Below are 24,781 nucleotides of genomic sequence, written 5' to 3' on the forward strand. Positions count from 1 at the left end.
CCCGCCGCCTCTCCCCGCGTGCGGGGAGAGGCCGGAATGCGCGCGTAAGGGCGGATTCCGGGTGAGGGGGACTCTCCGCGAGAGTATCTGTCACCATCTTTGCGGAAGCAGCCCCTCACCCCGATCCTCTCCCCGTTAGCCGGGGCGAGGGGCAAGAAGGAAGCCGCTGCATCAGCTGGCCTCACTCCGCCAGCGCGTTGTACTTCTTCAGCGATGCCTTGAGATCCGCCAGCGCGGCGTCGGGATCGACGCCGGCCTTTCGGGCGCCTTCACCCCAGGTCTTGACCAGCGGGTCGGCCGCCTTCTTCCAGGCGGCGGTCTGCTCCGGTGTCAGCTTGTAGATCTCGTGACTTTCTTCCGCCTTCACCTTGTCGATTCCGGCATCCTCGAACTTGCCCCAGTGCTCGCCAACCACGCCGGCCATCTCGGTCGTGCAGTTCTTGTCGATCGCGGCCTTCTGCTTGTCGGACATCGCATCGTACTTGTCCTTGTTCATCACGAACACGAACGTGGTCGTGTAGAGTGGCGCGTCCATGTCGTACTTGGTCACCTTGTCGATGCCGAACAGCACCAGCGAGCCCCAGGGGAAGGTCACCGCATCGGCGACGCCGCGCTCGATGATGTCGCGCACTTCAGGTGCGGAGGACTGCACATTGGTGCCCCCGAGCGCGGTCACGAAATTCGCCATGGTGGCATGGGCGGGCCGGATCTTCATGCCCTTCACGTCCTCCGGCACCACGATTTTCTTGGTGCGGGAGTGGAACGAGGAAGGTGAGTGGACGAAGGCGAGGCAGTATTTGACGTCCTTCATCTCCTTCGCGGCATATTTGCGATACCAGGCGTCCAGCCCCTCCGATCCGCCCTTGGCGTCCGAGACCAGGAAGGGCAATTCGCCGGCGCCGATGATCGGGAAGCGACCGGGCTGGTAGCCGGGATTGACATAGGTGACATCGGCGATGCCGTCGCGCGCCATGTCGTAATGGTCGAACGCCTTGCCGAGTTGCTGGGCCGGGAACACCTTGCCCGTGATGGTGCCGCCGGAGTCCTTGTTCACCGCGGCCACCCAGTCTTCCAGCGACTTTTGCAGCGGGTGCGAGGCCGGCACCCAGTGCGAGACCTTTAGATCGACGGTCTTGTCCTGCGCGAACGCTGGCGTCGCGCTTGCGGCCAGCAGCAAAGCCAGACAGGCTTTCCTCATCACGTGTCTCTCCCTCTTTGTGACGGCGGGCTTCGACGGCCCGGTCTCGTTAATTAACATGTTATCTAATTGGCCGGCGCGTTCAAGCCGGAACTGCTGCGTCATCTACGTCAGGGATGCTGCATGGATTTGTCGCTTCCCAGGCGACCGGCCTCCCTTTTTTCCAACCGTTATATGATATAATTATCCTGGGCGGATCAACGCGACAAGCGGGCCGCGACGAAAGCCTACAGGATCGGGAGGAGCAAGTATTGCGGACAAAAGTCGCAATCGTCGGGGCCGGGCCGGCAGGATTGTTGCTCGGGCAACTTCTGCGTCAATACGGCGTCGACAACGTTATTCTCGAGCGACAGAGCCCGGATTACGTGCTCGGACGCATCCGGGCCGGCCTTCTGGAGCAGGGAACGGTTGGACTGCTCGACCAGATCGGCGCCGGCGCGCGGGCGCATGCCGAAGGGCTGTTGCATGAAGGCATCGAGCTTGCCTTCGCCGGCCGTCGGCATCGCATCGACATGAAGGCCGCGACCGGCAAGACGGTCATGATCTATGGCCAGACCGAGGTCACGCTCGACCTGATGGACGCGCGGAAAGCGGCTGGCCTCACCACCGTCTACGAGGCCAAGGATGTGCAGCCGCATGATTTCGATGGCAATCACCCGCGCGTAACCTGGGTCAAGGACGGGCGTCACCCAAACGCTCGATTGCGATTTCATCGCTGGCTGCGATGGCTTTCACGGTGTCAGCCGCGCCAGCGTACCCGCTTCGGCGATCGAGCAGTTCGAACGGGTCTATCCGTTCGGCTGGCTCGGTATCCTGTCGGAGACACCGCCGGTCAGTCACGAACTGATCTATTCCAACCATGCCCGCGGCTTTGCCCTCTGCACCATGCGATCGATGAAGCGCAGCCGGCATTATCTGCAGTGCTCGCTCGACGACCATGTCGATCAGTGGTCCGACGACCGCTTCTGGGACGAATTGAAGCGCCGGCTCGACCAGGAGGCGGCCGACAACCTGGTGACGGGCCCCTCGATCGAGAAGAGCATCGCGCCCTTGCGCAGCTTCGTCGCCGAGCCGATGCGTTTCGGCAAGCTGTTCCTGTGCGGCGATGCCGCCCACATCGTGCCGCCGACCGGCGCCAAGGGGCTGAACCTCGCGGCCAGCGATGCGCATTATCTGTCGAGTGCGCTCCGCGAGTTCTACGACGAGAAATCGAGCGCCGGCATCGATGGCTATTCCGCCAAGGCGCTCGCGCGCGTCTGGAAAGCCGTGCGCTTCTCCTGGTGGATGACCTCGATGCTGCACAAATTCCCTGACAATGGCAGCATCGGCGCGCGCATCCAGGTCGCCGAGCTCGACTACGTCACGCAGTCCCGGGCCGCGATGACGTCGCTGTCGGAGAACTATGTGGGGCTGCCGTTTTAGCACGACGAAGTCGGTGCCGTAGGGTGGGCAAGGTCGCGAAGCGCCGTGCCCACCATCTCTCTAGCTCCCCCACTGGGACGCCATCCGTTTCAAACATCCGCGCAAATCCCGTTTAAAACTTTGTAATTGATGCGTCCGTCACGTCCATCGCGTTCAATGTGGCAACAATCATTGCGACGCGCACGAGACTGACATGACCGATATCCCCGACGGCTTCGAGCCGCTCTCCCGCAAGAGTCCGCTGACCGAACCCTGGGAGCCGCTCTACGCAAAGAAAACGGAGAGGACCGTTGTCATCGGTCTTCGGTTGGCAAGGCCACACACCAACGGCCGTGGTCTGATCCATGGCGGGCTGATCACGGCGCTCGCCGACAACGCCATGGGCTACAGTTGCGCGCAGGCGACGGGCTGGACCATTTCGTTCGTGACGGTTTCGCTGTCTATCGATTTCGTCGGCTCCGCCGAGATCGGTCAATGGTGCTCGATCGAGAGCGACGTGATCAAGACCGGCAAGACAATCTGCTTCGCGCAGAGCTTGATCAAGGCCGACGGCGTCGTGATCGCGCGGGCGAGCGGGACGTTTCGGGTGGTGCCCAAGAAAGGCTGAGCCTACCCAAACCGCCAATCCGCCTTCTCCACCACGAGATCGATGAACGCGCGCACCTTGGCCGAGAGCAGGCGCGAGGTCGGGTAGACGATGTGAATCGGCAGCGCCGGCTGCTCGTATTTCGCCAGCAGAATCTTGAGCCGTCCGCGCTTCAGCCCCTCTGCGGCCTGATAGGCCAGCACGCGCGTGATGCCGCCGCCGGCCTCGGCATATTGCAGGGCGGCATCGGCGCTGTTGCTGGTGAAGCGCGGCAATGGCGTCACCTCGAGGTCGCGGCCGCCTTGCGCGAAGCGCCACGCCGTCGCGGGACCGAACAGGATGGTCCGATGCTCGGTCAGCGCCTCCGGCGTCTTCGGCTCGCCATGGCGCTTGAGATAGTCCGGCGCTGCCACCGTGATCCGCCGCATCTCGCCGACGTGGCGCGCGACCAGGGAGGAGTCGGCGAGGTGGCCGATCCGTACCGCGGCGTCGACAGCGTCTTCCACGAGGTTGACGAGGTTATCCGACAGCCGGAGTTCGCAGGCCACGCCGGCATAACGCTTCAGATAGGCGGTCATGACCGGACTGACATGCAGCCGGCCGAAGCCGACCGGCGCCGACACCACCAGGCGCCCGCTCGGCCGGTTGCGCTCCTCCCGCGCGGAGCCGTCGGCTTCCTCGACATCGGCGAGGATCCGCCGGACGCGCTCCAGATAGCGCGTCCCGACGTCGGTCAGTCTCACCTGCCGCGTGGTCCGTTGCAGCAGCCTTGCGCCGAGATGCTCTTCAAGCGAGGCGATCAGTCGCGTCACCGCGGAGGGCGACAGCCGCAATTTTCGCGCTGCCGGCGCGAAGCCACGCAGGTCGGCGACGGTGACGAAGACGTGCATGGCTTCCAGCCGGTCCATGCGCATTATTGCATATAGTGCAATGATGAAGTGTCAACAGGCCAGATTGTTTTGATAGATGGAAGGTCCATCTTGGTTGCCGACAGACGCAGCATTGCGCCGGAATTCCAGGAGATGTTCCGATGACGGCAACTCACGCCTACGCCAGCGACGTCGCCTTCTCGCCGGCAGTAAAATCGATCCAGACCCGAAAGGGATCGCGGGAAGGCTATGCCCTGGCCGAGCAGCGGGGGTGGCGCACCGAGGTCGATGAGAATCTCGCGGCTTTTCTTGCTGATGCCAACAGCTTCTATTTCGCCACGGCCTCGGCCGACGGCCAACCCTATATCCAGCATCGCGGCGGGCCGAAGGGCTTTTTGAAGGTCTTGGACAAGCAAACGCTCGCCTTCACCGACTACGCCGGCAACCGGCAATACGTCACTCAGGGTAATCTCTCCGAGAATTCCAGGGCCTACATTTTCGTGATGGATTACGCCCATCGCCGCCGGGTGAAGATCTGGGGCGAGGCACGGGTGGTCGAGGATGACGATGCACTGACGGATGCGCTGATGCCGAAGGGCTATCGCGCCCGGCCCGAGCAGGTGATCGTATTCAAGATCGCCGCGTGGGACACCAACTGCCCGCAGCACATTCCGCAAAAGTTCGACGCCCCCGATGTGGCGGCGGCGCTGGCGGCAAGAGACCAGCGGATTGCGGACCTCGAGGCGCAGATTGCCGAGCTGAAGGGGCAGGCAACGGCAGGACAGGGCTAATCGTCGACGTCGTCCTGCGTGCGGCCGAACAGGTGGACGATACCAGGTGTCGCGATGGTCACGAACACGAAGCGCGAGAGGTGGTGGGCGCCGACGAAGATCGGGTCGATGTGCAGCGTGAGCGCCAGGGCCAGCATTGCGTCCATCGCGCCGGGTGCGAAGGCGACGACGACGTCGGACAACTTCACCTGCGTCGTGAGCGCGACGATGCCGACGAAGACCGCGGAAACGGCGATGGCCACGGCAAACGAGCCCAGCGCGGCGTTGATGTGGCCGGCCAGCGTCTTGATCCGCATCCGGGCGAAGCGGCTGCCGATCAGCGCGCCAATGCCGACCAGCGACACGCCGCGGACCCAGTTCGGAAGACCGCCGTCGATCCAGCCGGCGCCGTGCAGCACGCTGGAGGCGATCATCGCCCCGAACATCCAGCTTGCCGGAAACCCGATGAGCCGCAGCACCAGCGATGCCGCCAGCGAAGCGGCGAGCAGTTCGAGAAGATCGCGCGGTGAAGCGATCGTCGTCGTCAGCGACGGTCCAACAGAGGGCGCCACGCCCGCGATTGCCAGCACCATCGGCAGCGCCGCCGTGAGGATGATCACGCGCATGGTCTGCACCACCGCGATTCCCGGCAGATCGGCCCCGCGCTCAACTGCCAGGATGGAGATCTGAGACAGTGCGCCGGGGCTGCCGGCAAGGAAGGCCGAGGTGCGGTCCCAGCCATGGACGCGCTGAAGGTAATAGCTCGAGCCGAAAGTCGAGCAGAAGGTGGCGAGAGCCAGGAGCCCGATGGTCAGCGGGTAGGCACTGACCTGTTGGATCAGGTGACGCGAGACCACGGAGCCCAGCGAAATGCCGAGTAGCACCAGCACTGTCTGGGTCAGGAGCGGCGGCACGGACAACTGGCGTCCGGCAATCGCGGCGACGCCGACTGCAATCATCGATCCCGAGATCAATCCGCCCGGCAAGCCCGCGGCCAGAAAGGCCAATCCGCCGGCGGCGCCGATGACGAGCGTCTCCGCAGTGCTCAAAACCTTGGCACGGCTCGGCCATTCGAACGGAAGGGAGGCGGTGATTTGCTTCACACCACCTTATCGCAAATCGGCGAGAGGCGCACAATTGCGGGCTCGTCATGCCGCAATGCGCGCGCCTCTCGCCAAAGGCGAGGAGAGGATTGTGACGGATTTACTTCTTGTCGGCGGCGGGGGCAGGCGCGGCGCCGCCCTTGGCGGTCTTGATGCACTCGGAGCGGAATTTCTTGCGCTCCTTGCCGTGCAGCCCCTTGGCGTCCGCCTGCTTGGAGCATTCGAGGGATTCGGCCGAGTGCTCCTTGGGCGCCTTCTTGTCGGCGGTCGTGGTGGCATCGGTCTTGGCGGCCGGCGCCGCGGTCTGGGCGAACGCCGTGCCGGTGGCGAACAGGGAGGCAATAGCAACGACGGCGAGGCGGGAAGCGATGGTCATGGTGTTGCACTCTTCTTGCGGGAATTGCGAAGGGACGCAAACCTCGGCCCGCGTTGCTGAACGCGACATGAATAATCTGAACGGCGCGAGCACTATATTTTGGCCCCGGCCCCCATCGCTTCCTTGTCGGAAGGCGTCGACACGCTAGGATAGCAACCCTCGTTTTGCTTCCCCGAGGGAGACCAAGGATGACCATTCAAGCCAAATTGTTGTGTGCAATTGCGGTATCGGGCGTTGCCGCGCTGGTGGCGAGCGCGCCGGCTCAGGCGCTGACCTCGCAGGAGTGCAGCGCGAAATATCAGGCGGCCAAGAAGGACGGCTCGCTCGGTACCATGAAGTGGAATGAATTCCGCAAGGCCCAGTGCGGCGCCGATGCGACGCCGGCCGCTGCACCGGCTGCGGCCGCGCCTCCGCCTGCGGCCGAGCCGAAGCAGGCCAAGAAGGAGGCCGCGCCCGCTGCTGCTCCGGCGCCCACCCTGCCGGCCGGCCCCGCGATCTTCCCGAACGCGGTCGATCCGAAATATGCCAAGGAGACGGCCGGCAAGGCGCGCCTGCACACCTGTGTCGACCAGTACAACGCCAACAAGGCCACCAACGGCAATGGCGGCATGAAGTGGATCGAAAAGGGCGGCGGCTATTACAGCGAATGCAACAAGAAGCTGAAAGGCGCCGCCTGAGTTTCGCGATGACGCCGAGGCCGGAGCCAAGCTCCGGCCTCTTGTTCAGACCAATAGCCTCTCGGCCAGTTTCGGCGCCATCTGCGATCGCTTTCGCGGGTCCACTGCCGGATCGCGAGCTCGGTAACCGGCCTCGACCCAGACGTCGCCCGTGCCGTCATTCATGAAGGAAGCCTCGCTTTTGAGCCGGCGAATACGATCCAGGCCTGGCCTGAGCGGCCCGATGCGCTCGGTCACGCGGCTGGTGCGATGACATCGTCCCCGCGACGCTCTATAGGGGTGTAACATCTTCCGGTTCCGACGCGTATCTGCAGAGATGGGACCGAAACGGGACGAGATATGGCTGGATTTAGGAATAAGGGCCTTGATGGAGGCCTTCGGCCGACGCGCCGTACGGCGCTGACGTGGATCGGCGTGGGCGCCTTCGCGGCTGGCGGTATGAGCCTTGCGCGTGCGGCTGCCGACGATGGCGAGGTGCTGACCGAAGCCAAGGTACTGCGTGATCCCGACGTTCCCGTCGCCGGCAATCCCGATGGCAACATCTCTATCATCGAGTGGTCCGACTATAACTGTCCCTATTGTCGCAAGCTCGAGCCGGAGCTGCGCCAGGTCATCCAGGACGACGGCAAGGTCAGGCTGGTCTTGAAGGACTGGCCGATTCTCGGGCCTGTCTCGGTCACGGCCGCGCGGATCGCGCTGGCCGCGAAATTCCAGGACAAGTACCATCAGGCCCACGACGCCATGATGGGCGTCAGCTCGCGCCTGACCGAGTCGCGCGCCAACGAGCTGCTGGCTTCCGTCGGCGTCGACATGGATCGCCTCAAGAGTGATCTCACCGCGCACGGCAAGGACATCGAGGCGATCCTCAAGCGCAACAACGACCAGGCTGAAGCCTTCGGCTTCCGCGGCACGCCGTCCTTCATCGTCGGCAAGTACCGCGTGCCGGGCGTGCTCAGTATGGCCGAGTTCGAGCAGGTCATCGCCGATGCCCGCAAGGCCAAGATGAACTGACCTATCGCAGACAAGACCAAGGCGCCGTCGCGGACCCGCGACGGCGCCTTGTTCATGTCTGGTCCACCGAGATTACTTCGACGAGATCCGGACCCAGTCCTTGTGCGCACGATCGCGCAGCAGATCCCAATCGGCCTTCGCGACATCCCAGTTCACGATGGTGCGATTGTTGGTCGCGACCTCGCCATTGGCGACTGAGGACGTCTGCATGGAGTCATAGACATAGACGCCACAAGCGAGCAGCAGGGCGCCTAAAATCATTCCGAAAAAAGTCTGCATGGCGAACCTCCGGTGACGGGCGGATAACGTCAGCCCGGAGTGATGGTTCCGCGACAGTGCGGCGCAGGTAAGGACATCCGGTTCATCCCTCGTTCAGCCAATGAAGCAGCTCCGCGTTGATCTCGCGCGGATAGGTGTGACTGAGGTCGTCGATCTCGCGATAGGTGACGTCAGCACCGGCCGCCGTCAGTGCGGCTTGCGTCTGCCGCGCGCTCTGCACGGGAAACATCCAGTCGAGCTTGCCGTGGGTGATGAAAACAGGCAGCCCTTGCAGGCGCGTGGCGTCGGCCATTTCAGCCATCAGCGGATGGAAGGTCGCCGACACCGGGGCGAGATGAGTGAAGGGTGAGGCGCCATCGAGCCCGCTGACATAGCAGAAGGTGCCGCCGTCGCTCATGCCGGTCAGCAGCATGCGTGAGGGGTCGATGCTCCAGCGGCTGCGCACCATTTCGAGGATGCGCATCAGGTTCGGCGTGTCCGTGTCGTCGCCCATCAGCGCCCAGGTCTGTCCTGTCGCCGTTGGCGCGACCAGGATCGCGCCAACGCTGCGGGCATCGCGCAGCCAACTCCACAGGAAACCACGTCCGTTGCCGCTGCCGCCATGCAACGCGATCACCAGAGGCCAGGCTCGATCGGCTGTGTAATACTCGGGCACATACACCGAGAAGCCGCCGCGGCTGCCGGGCTCGTTGTGATCGTGCAAGATACCGGTGTCATCGCCGGCGCCCGTTTCGAGTCGCGCCAGCACATCGCTGTTGTCGCGATTGGCTGAGTTCAGGAAGAAATTGCTGACCGGCGGAAACTGCAGCGACAGCGGATAAAGCGCCTCCTGGGCGCGCGGCAGATGGCGCAGCGCGCGGAACACCGCGACGAGATCGCCATTGCCGCGCTCGACGCCGCGGATGCCGGCAAAGGCGGCGAGCGTCTCCTTGCAGCTGCGATCGAGCCGTTCGCGCAGGCCGGCGAACTGCTCCGGCCATTCTCCGATCGCAGCGTGTGCCGTCTGTAGCGCATTATCGGGCGCGCCGATTGCGGTCATCACCGAGCCGAAAGCCGGCGGATGCAAATGCCGGGCGAAATCACCGAGCGCTTCGAGCGCATTGAGCAGCGGCGGCAGCACGGCCACGATGTCGTCAATGACGGCCTCGGTCATCGCCGCTTCCTTTGTTTGGCGTCAGTTCGGTCCGGTCAGTGCAGCTTCGGTGCCTTCAGGAGCTTGAAGCGGTCGGTCGACGTCACCGTGACGTCGAAAGTGACGCCTGCATGATGCACGGTGAGTGGCACGTCGACCCCGGCGGCGCCGAGCGCCCACAACTTCTTGTAAAAGGCCGTCTGGCTCGTGACCTTGTCGCCGTCCACGGCCAGGATGATGTCGTCGGTCTTGAGTTCGGCACGGGCGGCCGGACCGTTGGCGGAGGTGCCGATCACCACCACGCGGTTGTCGATTTCGGTCGAGTAGAGTCCGAGCCACGGTCGCGCCGGCTTGTTGACGCGACCGAATTTGCGGAGATCGTCGAGGATCGGCTTCAACAGGTCGATGGGAACGATCATGTTGACGTGCTCGGCCCTGCCGTCGCGTTCACGTTCGAGCTGGAGCGAACCAATGCCGATCAATTCGCCCCGGTCGTTGAGCAGCGCGGTGCCGCCCCAATTCGGATGGGCGGGGTAGGTGAACAATGCCTCGTCGAGCAGATACTCCCAGTAGCCGGCAAATTCCTGCTTGGCGACGATCTGGCTCGCAACCGATCGCGTGCGCCCACCGGCGCCGCCGACCACGACGCGGTCGCCGAGCCGGGTCTCTGCCGAGGAACCGAGCGGGAGCGGTTCGATCTCGAGCTGGCCGAGCGCTTGGACCAGGCCGAAGCCGGTGACGGCGTCGAATCCGAGGACGTGTCCCGCCACCACGCGGCCGTCGCCGAGATGCAGCCACACCGACTCGGCCTCTGTGATGAGGTAGCCGATGGTGAGAACCAGCCCGTGATCGATCACGACGCCGTTGCCGGCGCGTTCGGTGCCGAGAGTTTCGGCGCTGAAGGCATCCGACGGGATGATGGCGTGCAGGCCAACGACGGATGCAAGCGCGCGGTCGAGATCGAAACCGTAATCGGTCGCACGCGGCTGATTGGCCGGCGGCACTCTCCATTCGGTCAGGGCGGGCATGGAGTTCTCCTGGCTGAGAGCATCGCTCCGCCGTGGCTGCGGAACGACGCGCGAAGCAAGCATAATTTAGGCCGGAGGAGGCCGTCTTGAAAGACTTGAGCGCAACTATTCCGGACTCGTGACGGCGATTTGCGAAGATGACCGGAATTGTTGGCCTAAAGCCGGTTGACGATTGCCTGATCCGGCAGCGGTCGCATGGCTGGTGTCCGGCGAGGTGCTAGGCGGGGTCCGGTGAAGCTGCTAACCATTGCCGCTTCGTTTGACCAAGAGATCACGGACCGAACCATGGACAATCGCAGCGACATTTGGCGTGGCATCGACACCATCAAGGGACGTTTCATCGACCTGAGCGACAAGGTCTGGGGCATGCCCGAAGTCTGCTACACCGAGGCGCGTTCCGTGGCCGAGCATCTCGCCGAGCTGCGCCACCAGGGTTTCCGCGTCACCGAGAAGGTGGCGGGCATTCCGACCGCTGTCATGGGCGAATGGGGCGAAGGGGGTCCGGTCATCGCCTTCATGGGTGAGTATGACGCGCTGCCGGGCCTGAGCCAGGAGGCGGGCGTTGCCGAGCACCGTCCGGTCGAGACCGGCGGGCACGGCCATGGCTGCGGTCACAATCTGCTCGGCTCTGCGGCGCTACTGGCTGCGACCGCGGTCAAGGACTGGCTCGCCGAGAACAAGGTGCCCGGCCGCGTGCGCTATTACGGCTGCCCGGCCGAAGAAGGCGGTGCGGCCAAGGCCTTCATGGTGCGCTCCGGCGCGTTCGAGGACGCCGATATCGCCATCACCTGGCACCCGCACAGCTTTTGGGAAGTCGCTGTCACCCCGTCGCTCGCCAATACGCGCGCCGACTTCATCTTCACCGGCCGTACCTCCCATGCGGCGGCTTCGCCCCATCTCGGCCGCTCCGCGCTCGATGCGGTCGAGCTGATGAACGTCGGTGTGAACTACATGCGCGAGCATATGCCGAGCGACGCGCGCGTGCACTACGCGCTGCTCGATACCGGCGGCATCGCCCCCAACGTGGTGCAGGCCCATGCCCGCGTGCGTTATTCCATTCGTGCCCGCGACCTTCCCGGAATGAACGAACTGGTCGGGCGTGTCAGCAAGATCGCAGAGGGCGCTGCCCTGATGACCGAGACCAAGGTCGAGATGAAGATCATCTCCGCGGTCTCCAATATCCTGCCGAACACACCGCTGGAGCAGGCGCTGCATCGGGTCATGGAAGAGCTCGGACCGCCGCATTTCGACGATACGGACAACGACTTTGCCAGTCGGATACGCGCGACGCTGACCGACAAGGACATCGCGTCGGTCTATTACGCGATCGGCATGGAGCCGACCGATCGGCCGCTCGCCGACTTCCTGGTGCCGCTCGATGCCAAGCGCAACCCGCTGGTCGGCTCGACCGACGTGGGCGATGTGAGCTGGGTGGTGCCGACCGTGCAGGTTCACGCACCAACGGTTGCAATCGGCACACCTTTCCACACCTGGCAGGTGGTGGCACAGGGCAAGAGCCCGCATGCCCACAAGGCCATGGTGCAGGCGGCCAAGGCCATGGCCGGCCTCGGAATCAAGGCGTTGACCGAACCGGAACTGATCAAGGCTGCGAAGGCCGATCTGACGAAGCGGACCGCCAAGACGCCTTATGTCTGCCCGCTGCCGGACCATGTCGCGCCGCCGCTCACGATGTCCGTGGCGTAGAATTCCATCTCGATACTTCGTCTGATCTCGCGAACAAATTTTTCGCAGTGCAACTTGGTTTCCGGCGGATTTTGACGCCGGAATGCCGAACTGTTGGGCTTGGAAGCGAAGTTTTGCTCAACCGGCAGCCAGAACACCGTTTGCATACACACGGTCGCAGTTGACGTGCGGCCTATTCAGTGTGCCATCTACCGCCAGCCAAAATCAGGCGGCCTCCCGCGGCTGCCTGCATCCATCCGGGACCAGACGGGGGACAACCATGCTGGACAAAGAACTGCGTTCGATGATCGGTGACGTGAAGGACGGGCGGATGGATCGCCGCGCCTTCGTCAAACGTCTGGCCGCGGTCGGCCTGACCGCGCCCCTCGCCAACCAGATACTTGCCCTCGGCGGCGTAGCCATGGCCCAGAGCCCGTCTCCGTATCCTCCGACCAAGCGCGGTGGTGGCGGTCCGCTCAAGCTGTTGTGGTGGCAGGGCCCGACCTTGCTCAATCCGCATTTTGCCACCGGCACGAAGGATCAGGACGGCTCGCGCCTGTTCTACGAGCCGCTCGCAAGCTGGGACATCGACGGTCACCTCAATCCGATCCTAGCCGCCGAAATCCCCTCGGTCGCGAATGGCGGCCTCGCAGCCGATGGCAAGTCGGTGACCTGGAAGATCAAGCCGGGCGTCAAATGGCATGACGGCAAGCCCCTGACGGCCGATGATTTCGTATTTACCTGGGCCTATGCCAGCGACCCCGCTACCGCGGCCGTCTCCATCACGGCCTACAGTGACTTGACCGTCGAAAAGGTGGATGACCTGACCATCCGCCTTCTGTTCAACAAGCCTACGCCATTCTGGGCGAATGCGTTCGTCGGCGCTTACGGCTGCGTCATTCCGAAACATCTGTTTGCCGACTACAAGGGATCGAAATCCCGCGAGGCGCCGACCAACCTGGCTCCTGTCGGGACAGGCCCTTACAAATTCGTCGAATTCAAGCCGGGCGATCTGGTCCGCGGCCAGCTCAATCCCGACTATCACATGCCCAACAGACCGTATTTCGACACAATCGACATGAAGGGCGGCGGCGATGCCGTCTCCGCAGCACGGGCCGTGATCCAGACCGGAGAATTCGATTTCGCCTGGAACATGCAGGTCGAGGACGAGGTGCTGCTGCGTCTCGAGAAGGGCGGTAAGGGCAAGACCACCTATGCCGTGGGCGGCGACATCGAGTTCATCGCCATCAACTTCACCGATCCCAACACCGAGGTCGACGGCGAGCGGTCGTCGATGAAGACCAAGCACCCGACCCTGTCGGATCCCGCGGTGCGCCAGGCGCTCGCGCTGCTGGTCGATCGCGCCTCCGTCAAGAAGGCCATCTACGGCCGTGCCGGACGCACCACCTCGAATTACCTCAATGGCCCCGACGACTTCGTGTCGAAGAACACCAAATGGGAGTTCAACGTCGACAAGGCGATCGCGTTGCTGGAGCAGGCCGGCTGGAAGGCCGGTGCGGACGGCATCCGCGAGAAGGACGGAAAGAAGCTGAAGCTTCTCTACCAGACCTCGACCAACGGTCCGCGGCAGAAGACCCAGGCCATCGTCAAGCAGGCCTGTCAGAAAGCCGGGATCGACGTCGAACTAAAATCCGTCGTCGCCTCGGTGTTCTTCTCTTCCGACGTAGCCAACCCCGACACCTACTCGAAGTTTTACGCCGACATCGAGGAATTCCAGATTCCGATGACGCAGCCGGATCCGGCGCTGCACATGAAGCGCTACATCTCGAGCCAGGTGGCCAGCAAGGACAACAAATGGCAGGGGCAGAACTTCCCGCGCTGGGTCAACAAGGACTACGATGCCGCCATCGATGCGGCCGAGACCGAGATCGACCCGGTCAAGCGCGCCGCGCTCTACATCAAGTGCAACGACATGTTGTGGCAGGACACCGTGTTCATCCCGGTGATGCACCGTCTTACGGTCGATGCCTGCGCCAATACGCTGCGACCGGTCATCTCGGGCTGGGCCAACCGGACTGACAACATCCAGGACTGGTATCGCGAGGGCTGAGCACGGGCGTCTAAGCGGATTATTCGCTCATGAGTCAGTACGTCCTGCGTCGTCTGATGATCGCGATTCCGAGCCTGCTCGGAATCTCGCTGGTCCTGTTCGTCGTCCTGGCGCTTGCGCCAGGCGATCCCTTCAGCGAACTCGCGACCAATCCGAACGTGCCGCCCGAGGTGCAAGCCGCGCTTCGGGCGAGGTTCGGCCTCGACGATCCGATCTACCTTCGCTATTTGCACTGGCTCAACGCCATGCTGCACGGCGACTGGGGCTTCTCCTTCGTCAGCCGGATGAATGTGGACACGCTCATCCTGCAGCGCCTGCCGGCCACGCTTTACGTGATCGGCTCGGCGCAGATCCTGGCGCTGCTGATCGCGATTCCCGTCGGCGTCTATGCCGCCACAAAACCCTATTCGCTGTTCGACCAGGTCGCGAACACGCTCGCCTTCGTCGGCTTCTCGCTGCCGACCTTCTTCACCGGCATCCTGTTCATCCTGATCTTCTCGGTGACGCTGGACTGGCTGCCGTTCGTCTATACCGCCGACATCAAGGCCACCGGTATCCACTATGTGCTGGAGATGATCCGGCAGGCGATCATGCCGGTGGCCGTGCTCGGCCTGTTCCAGGCGGCCTCGATGACGCGTTTCGTCCGCTCGGCGATGCTCGACGTCATCAGGCTCGATTATGTCACCACGGCGCGGGCCAAGGGCCTCGGCCAGACCAAGGTCATCGTCAAGCACGTGATGCGCAACGCCATGATCCCGGTCGTGACGCTGATCGCGCTGCAGATGCCGGCGGTGTTCGGCGGCGCCCTCGTCACCGAGCAGATCTTCCGCATTCCCGGCATCGGCTCGCTCCTGATCTCTTCCATCCTTTCCAACGACACGCCGGTGGTGATGGCCGTCACTTTCGTCTTCGCGTGCCTCGTGGTGCTGTTCAATCTCATCGCGGACGTCCTTTATGGCTGGCTTGACCCTCGCATCTCCTTCCGCTGAGCGGCGCGTCTACTCGCCCTCGCGCGAGACGTGGCGGCGCTTCAGCCGGCACAGGCTTGCTGTGGTCAGCGCGTTTCTGCTCCTCATCCTGATTCTGGCGGTGCTGGCCGGCCCCTTCGTCTGGCCCGTCAAGATCGACGACATCGATATCGTGGCGGGCCTGCAGGGGCCGTCGCTCGCCCATCCCTTCGGCACCGACGATCTCGGTCAGGACATCCTCGCCCGCATGATCTATGGCGGCCGTATCTCGCTCGCCGTCGGGCTCGCCGCGATGCTGGTGTCGGTGTTCATCGGCACGCTGATTGGTTCGCTCGCCGGCATGTCCCGCGGCGCGCTCGGGTACGGATTGATGTGGCTGACCGACCTGTTTCTGTCACTGCCGCAACTGCCGCTGCTGCTGTTGTTGATCTATCTGTTCCGCGACGGGCTGAAGCAGGTGTTCGGCCCGGAGGGCGGCATCTTCATCCTGATCGTGCTCGTGATCGGCGGCCTGCGCTGGATGCCGGTGGCGCGTCTCGTCCGCGCACAGTTCCTGTCGATCCGCGAGAAGGAGTTCGTCGAGGCCGCGCGCGCGCTCGGTGCGAGCCCGGTGCGTCAGGTGGTGAAGCACATCCTGCCCAATGCGCTCGGTCCAGTGATCATCGCCGGTACCATCGACGTTGCCGCCGCGATCATCGCGGAATCGACGCTGTCCTTCCTCGGCCTCGGCTTCCCGCCTGACACCCCGACCTGGGGCCGGCTGCTGTACGACGCCAAGGACTTTCTCGACATCGGGCCGCATTGGGCCCTGTTTCCCGGCGGTGCGATCTTCATCGCGGTCGTCGCCATCAACTTCATCGGCGACGGTCTGCGTGACGCGCTGGATGCGCGACGGGTGATCTGATGGCGGCGCTGCTCGAGATCAAAGGTCTCAAGACCCACTTCTCCACCGATGACGGCATCCTCCAGGCTGTCGACGGCGTCGACATCACCATCAACAAGGGCGAGACGCTCTGCGTCGTCGGCGAATCGGGCTGCGGCAAGACCGTCACGGCGATGTCGATCCTGAAGCTGATCGCGATGCCACCGGGCCGCATCGCGGCCGGCGAGATCATCTTCGAGGGACGCGACCTGGTGCCGCTGACGAGCAACCAGCTCGACGACATCAGGGCCAAGGAGATCGGCTTCATCTTCCAGGAGCCGATGACCTCGCTCAATCCGGTGCTGACGGTCGGCGAGCAGATCGCCGAGAGCCTGCGCCGGCACGAGGCCGTGACCAAGAAGCAGGCGCTCGCGCGTACCATCGAGATGCTGAAGTTGGTGCAGATCCCGAACGCCGAGGGCCGCGTGCACAATTATCCGCATCAGTTTTCCGGTGGCATGCGCCAGCGCGTGATGATCGCGATGGCGCTCGCCTGCAAGCCCAAGCTGATCATCGCCGACGAGCCGACCACCGCGCTGGACGTCACCATCCAGGCGCAGATTCTCGATTTGCTCCAGGACATGAAGGAGCGCTTCGGCATGGCGGTGATGCTGATCACCCATGCCATGGGTGTCGTCGCCGAAACGGCGCAACGTGTCGTCGTCATGTATGCCGGCAAGGTGGTGGAAGAAGCCGGCGTCGACGCGCTCTTCGCCGATCCGGGCCATCCCTATACGCAGGGCCTGATCCGCTCGATCCCGCGCATCGATCTCGACAGCGCGCACAAGACGCGGCTCGAGGCGATCGGCGGCTCGGTGCCGATCCTGATCAATCCGCCGGTCGGCTGCCGCTTTGCGCCGCGCTGCAAGTTCGCCATGAACGTCTGCACAGCGAAGGAGCCGCTGCTGCGCGAGATCGCGCCCGGTCATCGCATGGCTTGTCACCTCGGCGATCCGCAGTTGGGAGGCGCGGCATGAGCGAGCCCTTGCTGCGCGTCAGCGGCCTGAAGAAACATTTCCCGGTACTTGGCGGCCTGATGTCGCGCCAGGTCGCCACCGTCTACGCCGTCGACGGCGTGTCGTTCTCGGTCGACCGCGGCGAGACGCTCGGTCTCGTCGGCGAGTCCGGTTGCGGCAAGTCGACGACGGGGCGCTGTGTGCTGCGCCTGATCGAGCCGACTGAGGGCGACGTCGTGTTTGACGGCCAGGACGTCGGCAAGCTCGACGGCAACGACCTGCGCGCGATGCGGCGGAACATGCAGTTGGTGTTCCAGGATCCGTTCGCCTCACTCAATCCGCGCATGACGGTCGGCTCCATTCTCGGCGAAGCCTTTACCATCCACAAGCTCGCAGCCAACGCCAAAGAGCGCGAGGAGCGCGTGGCTGGCCTGCTGATGAAGGTCGGCCTCAAGGCCGAGCACATGCGCCGCTATCCGCATGAATTCTCCGGCGGCCAGCGCCAGCGCATCGTGATCGCGCGTGCGCTCGCGGTCGAGCCGAAGCTGATCGTCTGCGACGAGCCGGTCTCCGCGCTCGACGTTTCGATCCAGGCGCAGGTCATCAACCTGCTGGAAGATCTCCAGGCCGAGCTCAACCTCACCTATCTCTTCGTGGCGCACGACCTGTCGGTGGTCGAGCACATCTCCGACCGTGTCGCGGTGATGTATCTCGGCCGTATCGTCGAACTGGCCAAGGCGAGCGATCTCTATCGCAATCCGCAGCATCCCTACACCAAGGCGCTGCTCTCCGCGGTGCCGGTGCCCGATCCCAAGCTCAAGCGCAACCGCATCCGCCTCAAGGGCGACGTGCCGAGCCCGATGAAGCCGCCCGCGGGTTGTCACTTCCACACCCGTTGTCCGATTGCCCAGCCGCGCTGCGCCGAATCCGCGCCTGAGCTGAAGGAAGGCGCGGGCGGGCATTTTGTGGCGTGTCATCTCGTCTAAGTTGCGCGGTGCGTAGCTCTTCGGGGGTCTTGATCGCAAGGGATCGGCTGGCGTAGGGGGATGCATGAGCCAGGTACAGGATGTGACTCTCGGCGCGGTCGAGATTGCGCGTGGGAGCGGTCGGGACGTGGAAGCACGTCGGGCGCTGTGGGGATCGGCGCTCGGATACGCCATGGACGGGTTCGACCTGCTCATCCTCGGCTTCATGTTGACGGCGATTTCGAAAGACCTTCACCTGACGCAGCCGCAGGCGGCCTCGCTGGTGACCGGCACTCTGGTCGGCGCGGTCGTCGGCGGTCTCATCTTCGGTGTGCTGTCGGACCGGCTTGGCCGCGTGCGGGTTCTGACCTGGAGCATCGTTCTGTTCGCGGTCTTCACCGGCCTCTGCGCGCTGGCGCAGGGCTATTGGGACCTGCTGGCCTATCGGGCCGTCGCCGGTATTGGACTCGGCGGCGAATTCGGCATCGGCATGGCGCTGGTGGCCGAGGTCTGGCCAGCGAGCAAACGCGCGCGGGCCACCTCCTATGTCGGGCTGGGCTGGCAGTTCGGCGTGCTCACGGCGGCGCTGGTGACACCGGTCCTGTTGCCGATCATCGGCTGGCGCGGGATGTTTGCGCTCGGCGTGTTTCCGGCAGTAATCGCCTACGTGATCCGGCGCAAGCTGCACGAGCCTGACGTCTTCATTGCGCACAAGGCAAAGGCGGAGAGTGCAGGCTCGTCACTTCGCGCGCTCGTGGCCGATGCGGAGACGACCCGGATCGGCATCGGGTTGATCATCCTCTGCTCGGTGCAGAATTTCGGCTATTACGGCATCATGATCTGGCTGCCGAACTATCTCTCGATGCAGTTCGGCTATGGCCTGACGCAATCGGCCGTCTGGACATCAGTCACCATCGCAGGCATGGCGCTCGGCATCTTCCTGTTCGGTCATGCGGCCGACCGTTTCGGCCGCCGGGCGACGTTTCTGACCTATATGTTGGGTGCGGCTGCCATGGTGGTGGTCTATTCGCAGCTCACGACCGCTGCTGCGCTCTTGATCGGCGGAGCCGTGATGGGCTTCTTCGTCAATGGCATGCTCGGCGGTTACGGCACGTTGATGAGCGAGCTTTATCCGACCGCAGCGCGCGCCACTGCGCAGAACGTGTTCTTCAACATCGGTCGGGCGGTGGCCGGCTTCGGTCCGCTGGTCGTCGGCATCGTCAGTGCCGCCTATGGCTTTCCGACCGCGATCGCAGGACTTGCACTGCTCTACCTCATCGATATCGTGGCGTTGCTCGCGCTGATCCCGGAGCGGCGTGGCGTCGATCTGGCCTGATGTCGAATTCGCTCATCGCTGGCCAAGCAGGCCGTGACCCGAAAGGGCTTGCCTGAACGTGTCCACGGACGTGTGGTGATGCGCAAGCAGGCCGGCTTCCCTGGCGCCGGTGACATTGGCCGGGAGGTCGTCGACAAAGAGGACGGTCTCGGGTCTGACTTCGAGCTCCGAAACGCAGCGCCGGTAGCAGAGCGGATCGGGCTTCGCCGTCTTGAACTGCGCCGAGGTGTAGATCTTGATTCCGAACAGCGGTCGCAATTCAGGCAGCAGCGTATCGATGTGATCGGCAACCAGCGTGGTATTGTTGGTCAGGACCGCAATATCGACGGTTCGGCGCAGCTGCCCGACAAGCTCCAGCATCGCGCGATCGGCCCGCATCGAGCAGCGCCGCGCCTCCACCCATTGATCGAGCGACAGCGGATAGCCGATGCGCTCGCCGAAGCCCCGCAGGTAGTCGACGGCATCGAGCGTGCCGGAATCGCCGAGCAGCTCAAAGCCGCTGCCCCAGATCGCCTGGTGAACGAATTCGTCGGTCGATCCCGCAAGCTCCGCCAGGCGCGCCACGCGCTTGCTCCTGTCGTAGTCGCAGAGGACGTTGTCCATGTCGAAGAGGACGAGCTTTATTTCGTCGGTCACTGCTGCGCTCGCGGGTAGGCCGAACATTCGGCGACGACTGCAGTCATATCCCGTCAGGACGTGACCGACAATTCCGTCAGGCGCTCTTCGCGGGCCAGGGGACGACCTGCCCCGACATCACCAGCCGGTCACGGCCGCTGTCCTTGGCCGCGTAGAGTGCGCGGTCGGCGGCGGCGAGCAGCGTATTTGAGTCCGGGGCCTGGGATGGAAGGCTCGTCGCGGCGCCGACGCTGACAGTCACCAGACGGGAGGGTGGATTTTGCGCGTGCAGCATGGCGAGGTCGTGCAGGGCCTGGCGAATCCCTTCGCCGACCTCGACGCAGCCGTCCGGACCGGTGTTCGGCAACAGCACGGCGAACTCCTCGCCGCCGTACCGCGCCGTGAGGTCGGCGGGGCGCCTGGCGGTGGCGGATAGAATCCGGCCCAGCGCGCGCAGGCAACCATCGCCCGCCAGGTGTCCGTAATGGTCGTTGAATTTCTTGAAATGATCGACATCGATCAGCAGGAGCGACAGCTGCGTTCCGTCGCGCCGGGCGCGCGCCCATTCGTCGGCCAGGCGTTCGTCGAATGCCCGTCGGTTGGCAAGCCCGGTGAGGCCGTCGGTCGTCGCAAGCGAGGCAAGCTTGTCCTGAAGGTCCTTCTGCTCGGTCATGTCGCGCATGACGGCGACGACGCCGTCGATCTCGCCGCTGTCAGACGCTAGCGTCACGTGCAGAGCCGCCTCGGCCCAGATCTCGCCCTTGTCGCGATGGCGCTGGCGATAGATGAACCGCGCTTCCTCGGCCTCGCCGTTCTTCAGCGCGGCGATGGCCTGCTCGACCCGTTCCATGTCATCCTCGTGGATGCCGGCCAGGGCCGACGTATCGAGCAGTTCGTCGGCCGACCACCCGGTGATGCGTACGCACGAGGGCGAGACGTAGAGCAGCCGGTTATCCAGCCCGATCCGGGTCACCATGTCGCTGGATTGCTCGGCCAGCAGGCGAAAATTTGCTTCCTTGGCAACCAGGACCTGTGCCATGCGCTGCCGTTGCAGCAACTGACGGACCAGATAGAAGCCGATCACGGCGATCAGCAGCACGAGACCGAGGACGAAGATCATGCGCGTGCCCGCCGCGCGTCGCCAGGGGGCCAGCACGTCCTCCTGAGACTTGCTCGCCAGCACCATCAGGGGATAGCGGCTGCTGCGCTGATAGTAGCTTAGGCGCTGCAGGTTATCGAGCGGCGACTTGAAGTAATAGACCGCCGCTTCGGGCCGGCTTGCCCAATCCCTGAACAAGGGCGTTTTGGACAGGTCCCGGCCGACGAAAGCTTCGCTCTTGTCGCCGGTCCGGGCCAGCAGGATGCCGGCGTCGTTGAGCAGCGATGCCGAGCCATTCGGTCCGAGGTCGAAACGTTCATAGAATTTCGAGAAATAGGCGACGTCGATCGTGAGCAGCGCGACGCCGGCGAAACTGCCATCGGGATGGTTGATCCGGCGGGACGCCGTGATGATCCACTGGCCGCCGGAGCGGCTCCTGACGGGCCGACCGATCAGCGTGCCCTTGTCCGGGGAGGCGCGATGCTGCTGGAAATATTCGCGGTCGCTGTTGTTGAGCCCGGAGAAGTCGACATGCTCGGTTGTGGCGAGCCAGCGGCCGGTTTCGTCGTAGACGAAGATGCCGCGGATACGGTCCGATGATTTCCGGGTCGGCAGATAGGTCTGGAGCTTTGAGATCGTGTCCGGACCCAATCCGTCGAGCTCGAGCCGGTGCACCAATCCGACCAGAATCGTATCGGCGAGCTCGAACGTATCGTCCGCGTGCTGGATCAGCGAATGCGCCAGATTGGTGACGTCGATCTCGGCGTTTCGGAGTTCTGCATTGCGCGTTTCCCATTCGCGCCAGAGGCTCAAGCCCAGAATCGTGACGCAGATCAGCGCAACGAATCCCGCCGCCCAGAGCGGAAGGTGGGTCTTGCCGAGTTCGCGGCTCGTGACCATCGGGTTTGCTCCAATTCTGGGCAAACCTCTCACTTTGGTCTTAACGGCCTGTTGCAGGAACTGTGATGATTGCGCGGGGCCGTACTGAACCGGTGAGGTTTCTCGACATTTGATCGACCCTCGTACGCGGATGTTAACCACGCAGCCGTGGTGTAATGGTCACCTCGCGCTCGGCGCTTCACTCATCGAGCGTGAACCCGACGCGCAGCGTGACCTGGTAGTGCCGTACCGCGCCGTTCTCGATGTGGCCCCGCGTCTGTACCACCTCGAACCATTTCATTTCGCGAATGGTCTTGGAGGCCCGGCCGATCGCGTTCTTGATCGCATCCTCGATCGAGGCCTCGGACGATCCGACCAGTTCCAAGATCTTGTAGACGTGATCCCTCTCGGTTGCGGGCATGGTGGACCTCCGTTGCTGGCACCACGGCCCTCGCCGCGGCTTGGCCTCTCATCTGAACGGGCGCCGGCCATTCCGGTTCCCTCGTGCGCGAGCGGGAGGAAAGTTAGGCAGGCTCGCCGTGCAGGCGAACCGCGGCGGGGCCCGCCTGGCGCAGCAGGACCCACAGCAGCATCACGAGCACGGCCATGAGGGCGAAGCCTCCGACGGCCGGCGTCATGGTGCGCCCAAGGCTGTCAGCCTGGGCGTTTTCCGCGGACAGCCGCGCCGATTGCAACAATCCGTAGGCGTTGGCCAGCAGCAGGAGAGCATAGATGGCGCCGCGTTCGCGCCGGCAAGCCAGCCGGGCAAGATCGGGAAGCAGCAGCGCGAGACCGATCCCCACGATCGGCAAGTCATAGTCGTAGGCATAGGGGCTGATCATCACGGAGGTGACCGCGACGACGCCGAGCGCGAAGCGGGGGGACGGTCCGCGCGCAACCGCGAGTGCGACGGTGACGAGCGCCAATGCAGCCATGGCCATTTGTCCCCAGAACGCTCCGGCTGGCGGAAGTCCGGCATTGTACAAGGCCGCATAGGCCGAGATCATCCGAAACAGCTGATAGCGGCCTTCCTCCAGATAGCTCGCGGCTTCGCGGATGCTGCCGAGCCACGCGCTCCAGATTTGCGGGCCGAAGGCGAGCGCGCAGACGAGCGAGCTCGCGATCACCACGATCGCGGCGGTCAGCACCGCCGTCCAGCGGCGCGTCATCAGCACGTAGATGCCGGCCGTAACCGCCAGGTGAGGCTTGATGACCATGATTCCGAGGGCGATGCCCGATAGCACCGGGCGCCGCTCCGCGTTGATGCAGATCAGTCCGATCAGGGCCCCGGTCAGCAGACCATTCTGCCCGATGGCGATGGTGATCGCGATCGCCGGGAAAAACACGACGAGCACGAGCGCAAGGTTGTTTCCAGCAATCACGCGGAGCGTCATCAGATAGGCCGCCAGCGTGACGGTCGTGAACAGAGCATAGGCGGCCCAGCCCGGGAGGAACGCCAGGGGGGCGAGCAACAGATCGAATTGCGGTGGGTAGGTCCAGGGCATGACGGCGGTGGCGCCGCCGGCTGCTGCCATCTGCATCTTCGTGAACGCAGCCAACCGGTAGGTCAGGTCGAGGTCACCGAGCCAGATCCGCTGCGCGACAATGTGGAAGGCTGCGAAGTCGACGGTCTGGCCGCCATACCAGAGGCCGCCGTCGAAAAAGCGGATCGCCTTGAAGATGAGGATGGCTGCCAGCAGTGTGACGATGATGCAGACATAAATCGTCCGCTTTCGCGGCGAGGCCTGGATCTGCTCCAATGTTGCGGTGAGCATCCGTTCGCTAATCTCTACTGGGCACATGGCCGGCCGATCTGTCGGCGAGATTGCGGACGGAGAGTTAAGGTCCGGTAACGAAAGGATAGGGGTTGGCCGGCACGGCCGGACCTTGCCCGCGTTCTGTCGCCGCCGGGGAGGGCGACGAGACGGGACGCAGCGATGCCTTACGGATCCAGCTCCGTATCCCAGTACAGGTAGTCCAGCCAGCTGTCGTGCAGATAGTTTGGCGGGAACAGCCGGCCGTTGCGGTGGAGCTGGTGCACGGTCGGCGCGAACGCGCTCTGACGCGGAAACATCTTGGCTTGTGCAGGCGTCAGATTGCCCTTGCGCAGATTACAGGGCGAGCACGCCGCAACCACATTTTCCCAGGTGGTCTGGCCGCCCTTGCTGCGGGGAATGATGTGATCGAAGGTGAGGTCTTCGGGCGAGCCGCAATATTGGCAGGCGAAACGATCGCGCAGGAAGACGTTGAACCGTGTGAAGGCGGGATGGGTGGTCGGCTTGACGAAGGATTTGAGCGAGACCACGCTCGGCAGCTGCATTTGCAGCGTGGGACTGTGAACCGCCTGATCGTAATGCGCTACGATATTGACGCGGTCGAGGAACACCGCCTTGATCGCGTCCTGCCACGACCACAGAGACAGTGGGTAGTAACTCAGCGGCCGGAAGTCCGCGTTCAGGACCAGCACCGGCCAACTGCCTTGCGAGACATGTGCGTTCAAGTAACGCTCCTGGCCTCCAATATACGCTGCGAAGCAGCATGTACTGACATACTACATGCAGCGTGACGGGATTGTGAAGCCCGTCGAGCGACTTATTCAGGCGCAAGCAATGCGGCGGCGGGGTGGCGAAACGCGCAAAAACGCCGCGATTGGGAGGGCTGCGCGTTGAGACGCGCCCAGGCGATCACCTCGCCAAAGTCCCACACACGAGTGTTGCCGAACCCTGCGACGCCGGTAGGATCTGCCAGGATTTCAGCTCGTCGCCCATCGCGGCACACGTGACGTTGTTGGCACTGAATGCGAAGCGGTCGGTGCGGCCGCATCCGGAAGGGGAGT

The 24,781-nt window shown here is 63.9% G+C and carries 24 protein-coding genes and 1 pseudogene; 12 read left to right on the plus strand and 13 right to left on the minus strand.

Annotated elements, in window-relative coordinates; all coding sequences use genetic code 11:
• Positions 1 to 181: 181 nt before the first annotated feature.
• Positions 182 to 1,198: a TRAP transporter substrate-binding protein gene (locus ACVWZ4_RS15625; RefSeq protein ID WP_456699902.1), complete on the minus strand. Its 1,017-nt coding sequence runs from the start codon at positions 1,196 to 1,198 to the stop codon at positions 182 to 184.
• Positions 1,199 to 1,449: 251 nt separating this feature from the next.
• Between ACVWZ4_RS15625 and pobA the strand changes: the two are divergent.
• Together pobA and ACVWZ4_RS15635 are read left to right on the plus strand one after the other, a co-directional pair.
• Positions 1,450 to 2,620, plus strand: a pseudogene (gene pobA / locus ACVWZ4_RS15630) (4-hydroxybenzoate 3-monooxygenase).
• Between the two features lie 193 nt (positions 2,621 to 2,813).
• Entirely contained in the window at positions 2,814 to 3,227 is a 414-nt protein-coding gene (locus tag ACVWZ4_RS15635; RefSeq protein ID WP_456740692.1) for a PaaI family thioesterase, read from the plus strand.
• Between the two features lie 2 nt (positions 3,228 to 3,229).
• On the opposite strand, the gene ACVWZ4_RS15640 is transcribed toward ACVWZ4_RS15635, so the two are convergent.
• Positions 3,230 to 4,114, minus strand: a complete 885-nt coding sequence (locus tag ACVWZ4_RS15640) for a LysR family transcriptional regulator (RefSeq protein ID WP_456740693.1) — start codon at positions 4,112 to 4,114, stop codon at positions 3,230 to 3,232.
• Positions 4,115 to 4,236: 122 nt separating this feature from the next.
• Here ACVWZ4_RS15640 and ACVWZ4_RS15645 point away from each other — a divergent pair, with 122 nt between their 5' ends.
• Positions 4,237 to 4,866 (plus strand): pyridoxamine 5'-phosphate oxidase family protein, encoded by a 630-nt coding sequence (locus ACVWZ4_RS15645; RefSeq protein WP_456699898.1) that lies wholly within the window; start codon positions 4,237 to 4,239, stop codon positions 4,864 to 4,866.
• Here ACVWZ4_RS15645 and ACVWZ4_RS15650 read toward each other — a convergent pair.
• Both ACVWZ4_RS15650 and ACVWZ4_RS15655 read right to left on the minus strand, forming a co-directional pair.
• On the minus strand, positions 4,863 to 5,948 hold the full coding sequence (locus tag ACVWZ4_RS15650) for an AbrB family transcriptional regulator (protein WP_456740694.1): 1,086 nt from the start codon (positions 5,946 to 5,948) through the stop codon (positions 4,863 to 4,865). The genes ACVWZ4_RS15645 and ACVWZ4_RS15650 overlap by 4 nt on opposite strands.
• A gap of 100 nt (positions 5,949 to 6,048) precedes the next feature.
• The gene (locus tag ACVWZ4_RS15655; protein WP_456699896.1) at positions 6,049 to 6,324 is read right to left on the minus strand and encodes a PsiF family protein; all 276 of its coding nucleotides are present in this window, start codon (positions 6,322 to 6,324) and stop codon (positions 6,049 to 6,051) included.
• A gap of 188 nt (positions 6,325 to 6,512) precedes the next feature.
• Here ACVWZ4_RS15655 and ACVWZ4_RS15660 point away from each other — a divergent pair, with 188 nt between their 5' ends.
• The gene (locus ACVWZ4_RS15660; RefSeq protein WP_456699895.1) at positions 6,513 to 7,001 is read left to right on the plus strand and encodes a hypothetical protein; all 489 of its coding nucleotides are present in this window, start codon (positions 6,513 to 6,515) and stop codon (positions 6,999 to 7,001) included.
• Positions 7,002 to 7,046: 45 nt separating this feature from the next.
• On the opposite strand, the gene ACVWZ4_RS15665 is transcribed toward ACVWZ4_RS15660, so the two are convergent.
• The gene (locus tag ACVWZ4_RS15665) at positions 7,047 to 7,238 is read right to left on the minus strand and encodes a hypothetical protein (RefSeq protein WP_456740695.1); all 192 of its coding nucleotides are present in this window, start codon (positions 7,236 to 7,238) and stop codon (positions 7,047 to 7,049) included.
• Positions 7,239 to 7,340: 102 nt separating this feature from the next.
• Here ACVWZ4_RS15665 and ACVWZ4_RS15670 point away from each other — a divergent pair, with 102 nt between their 5' ends.
• Positions 7,341 to 8,012 carry a DsbA family protein gene (locus ACVWZ4_RS15670; protein ID WP_456699893.1) on the plus strand — a complete coding sequence of 224 codons (672 nt, stop codon included), beginning with the start codon at positions 7,341 to 7,343 and terminating at the stop codon, positions 8,010 to 8,012.
• A gap of 72 nt (positions 8,013 to 8,084) precedes the next feature.
• On the opposite strand, the gene ACVWZ4_RS15675 is transcribed toward ACVWZ4_RS15670, so the two are convergent.
• From ACVWZ4_RS15675 to ACVWZ4_RS15685, 3 genes are all read right to left on the minus strand, one after another.
• The gene (locus ACVWZ4_RS15675; RefSeq protein ID WP_456699892.1) at positions 8,085 to 8,291 is read right to left on the minus strand and encodes a hypothetical protein; all 207 of its coding nucleotides are present in this window, start codon (positions 8,289 to 8,291) and stop codon (positions 8,085 to 8,087) included.
• Positions 8,292 to 8,373: 82 nt separating this feature from the next.
• Positions 8,374 to 9,444: a carboxylesterase family protein gene (locus ACVWZ4_RS15680; protein ID WP_456699891.1), complete on the minus strand. Its 1,071-nt coding sequence runs from the start codon at positions 9,442 to 9,444 to the stop codon at positions 8,374 to 8,376.
• A 35-nt stretch (positions 9,445 to 9,479) separates the two neighbouring features.
• Positions 9,480 to 10,451 (minus strand): S1C family serine protease, encoded by a 972-nt coding sequence (locus ACVWZ4_RS15685; RefSeq protein ID WP_456740696.1) that lies wholly within the window; start codon positions 10,449 to 10,451, stop codon positions 9,480 to 9,482.
• Between the two features lie 285 nt (positions 10,452 to 10,736).
• Between ACVWZ4_RS15685 and ACVWZ4_RS15690 the strand changes: the two genes are divergently transcribed.
• The 7 genes from ACVWZ4_RS15690 to ACVWZ4_RS15720 all read left to right on the plus strand — a co-directional run bounded on the left by ACVWZ4_RS15690 (position 10,737) and on the right by ACVWZ4_RS15720 (position 19,352).
• Positions 10,737 to 12,155, plus strand: coding sequence for a M20 family metallopeptidase (locus ACVWZ4_RS15690; protein WP_456737126.1), 1,419 nt, complete (start codon positions 10,737 to 10,739; stop codon positions 12,153 to 12,155).
• Between the two features lie 259 nt (positions 12,156 to 12,414).
• Positions 12,415 to 14,205 (plus strand): peptide ABC transporter substrate-binding protein, encoded by a 1,791-nt coding sequence (locus ACVWZ4_RS15695; protein ID WP_456699889.1) that lies wholly within the window; start codon positions 12,415 to 12,417, stop codon positions 14,203 to 14,205.
• 29 nt (positions 14,206 to 14,234) lie between these two features.
• On the plus strand, positions 14,235 to 15,194 hold the full coding sequence (locus tag ACVWZ4_RS15700; RefSeq protein WP_456699888.1) for an ABC transporter permease: 960 nt from the start codon (positions 14,235 to 14,237) through the stop codon (positions 15,192 to 15,194).
• Positions 15,160 to 16,077: an ABC transporter permease gene (locus ACVWZ4_RS15705; RefSeq protein ID WP_456699887.1), complete on the plus strand. Its 918-nt coding sequence runs from the start codon at positions 15,160 to 15,162 to the stop codon at positions 16,075 to 16,077. The genes ACVWZ4_RS15700 and ACVWZ4_RS15705 overlap by 35 nt, the downstream gene beginning before the upstream one ends.
• Positions 16,077 to 17,072, plus strand: coding sequence for an ABC transporter ATP-binding protein (locus tag ACVWZ4_RS15710; protein ID WP_456740697.1), 996 nt, complete (start codon positions 16,077 to 16,079; stop codon positions 17,070 to 17,072). The genes ACVWZ4_RS15705 and ACVWZ4_RS15710 overlap by 1 nt, the downstream gene beginning before the upstream one ends.
• Complete coding sequence (locus ACVWZ4_RS15715) at positions 17,069 to 18,037, plus strand: ABC transporter ATP-binding protein (RefSeq protein ID WP_456699885.1); 969 nt, start codon at positions 17,069 to 17,071, stop codon at positions 18,035 to 18,037. Before ACVWZ4_RS15710 ends, ACVWZ4_RS15715 begins: the two co-directional genes overlap by 4 nt.
• Before the next feature lie 127 nt (positions 18,038 to 18,164).
• Positions 18,165 to 19,352, plus strand: a complete 1,188-nt coding sequence (locus ACVWZ4_RS15720) for an MFS transporter (protein WP_456740698.1) — start codon at positions 18,165 to 18,167, stop codon at positions 19,350 to 19,352.
• 12 nt (positions 19,353 to 19,364) lie between these two features.
• On the opposite strand, the gene ACVWZ4_RS15725 is transcribed toward ACVWZ4_RS15720, so the two are convergent.
• From ACVWZ4_RS15725 to ACVWZ4_RS15745, 5 genes are all read right to left on the minus strand, one after another.
• Positions 19,365 to 20,015 carry an HAD family hydrolase gene (locus tag ACVWZ4_RS15725; RefSeq protein WP_456699883.1) on the minus strand — a complete coding sequence of 217 codons (651 nt, stop codon included), beginning with the start codon at positions 20,013 to 20,015 and terminating at the stop codon, positions 19,365 to 19,367.
• 49 nt (positions 20,016 to 20,064) lie between these two features.
• Positions 20,065 to 21,966: a sensor domain-containing diguanylate cyclase gene (locus ACVWZ4_RS15730; protein ID WP_456740699.1), complete on the minus strand. Its 1,902-nt coding sequence runs from the start codon at positions 21,964 to 21,966 to the stop codon at positions 20,065 to 20,067.
• Positions 21,967 to 22,144: 178 nt separating this feature from the next.
• On the minus strand, positions 22,145 to 22,366 hold the full coding sequence (locus ACVWZ4_RS15735; protein ID WP_456699881.1) for a dodecin: 222 nt from the start codon (positions 22,364 to 22,366) through the stop codon (positions 22,145 to 22,147).
• A gap of 103 nt (positions 22,367 to 22,469) precedes the next feature.
• The gene (locus tag ACVWZ4_RS15740) at positions 22,470 to 23,720 is read right to left on the minus strand and encodes a glycosyltransferase family 87 protein (RefSeq protein WP_456740700.1); all 1,251 of its coding nucleotides are present in this window, start codon (positions 23,718 to 23,720) and stop codon (positions 22,470 to 22,472) included.
• A 167-nt stretch (positions 23,721 to 23,887) separates the two neighbouring features.
• Entirely contained in the window at positions 23,888 to 24,445 is a 558-nt protein-coding gene (locus ACVWZ4_RS15745) for an HNH endonuclease (protein ID WP_008142962.1), read from the minus strand.
• Between the last annotated feature and the right edge of the window lie 336 nt (positions 24,446 to 24,781).

It is taken from the genome of Bradyrhizobium sp. USDA 4472, from assembly GCF_054058595.1.